The organism is Thiolapillus sp. (genome assembly GCF_048562965.1).
Lineage (GTDB): Bacteria > Pseudomonadota > Gammaproteobacteria > Chromatiales > Chromatiaceae > Thiolapillus > Thiolapillus brandeum_A.
The window spans coordinates 1-755 of the sequence record NZ_JBHNMF010001247.1 but is presented as its reverse complement, the minus strand read 5'-3'; the positions used below and the strand labels follow the sequence as shown (position 1 = coordinate 755).

Genomic DNA, 755 nt, shown 5'->3' with positions numbered 1-755 from the left:
GGGGCACAAGTATCTGACGCTGGTGTATCAGATTGATGCCGGAAAGACGTGTTTATTATGGATTGGCAAAGACCGGACGGTGAAGACATTCCTCGGTTTTTTCCGGTTTTTTGGTGAGCAGAGAAGCCAGGCACTGAAGTTCATTTGTTCCGATATGTGGAAGCCTTATCTCAAGGTCATCGAAAAAAAGGCGGGACAAGCCATTCATATTCTGGACCGCTTTCATATCGTCGCCAAACTGAACAAGGCCATTGACGAGGTCAGAGCGGATGAGCATCGGCAAATGAAGAAAGCAGGACATGAGCCGGTTCTCAAGAACTCCAGGTGGTGCCTGCTCAAGCGCAAGGAGAATCTAACGGAGAAACAGGAAATCAAGCTCAAAGAGATTCTCAAGTATAACCTGCGATCTGTACGCGCCTACCTGCTGAAAAGAGGATTTCAATGGCTTCTGGGAATATGTCTCGCCTGCTTGGGCGGAAAAATTCCTGGACCGCTGGTGTACTCGTGTGATGCGTTCGCAGATAGAACCCATGAAAAAAGTGGCCAAAACGATACGAGCACACAAGCTGCTAATTCTGAATTGGTTCAAGGCAAAAAAAGCCTTTTCCAGTGGAATTGTAGAAGGCTTAAATAACAAGGCAAAAGTCACCACGAGAAATTCCTACGGCTTTCGCACCTATCGGGGCGCAGAAATCGCGTTATATCATGCGCTTGGGAATCTGCCTACTCCGCCAATGACCCACAGATTTTACTGA

The 755-nt window shown here is 47.5% G+C and carries 1 protein-coding gene and 1 pseudogene; both read left to right on the top strand.

The annotated features are described in order from the left end of the window. Positions 1 to 22 precede the first annotated feature (22 nt). Positions 23 to 391 (top strand): annotated as a pseudogene (locus tag ACOCD2_RS23585) (transposase); the annotation flags it as partial. 118 nt (positions 392 to 509) lie between these two features. Next, positions 510 to 755 (top strand): transposase, encoded by a 246-nt coding sequence (locus ACOCD2_RS23580; RefSeq protein ID WP_419616685.1) that lies wholly within the window; start codon positions 510 to 512, stop codon positions 753 to 755.

Bases quoted from the DNA above. Each gene is read 5' to 3' on its own strand.
- ACOCD2_RS23580 (WP_419616685.1), top strand. From the start codon at position 510: ATGCGTTCGCAGATAGAACCCATGAAAAAAGTGGCCAAAACGATACGA.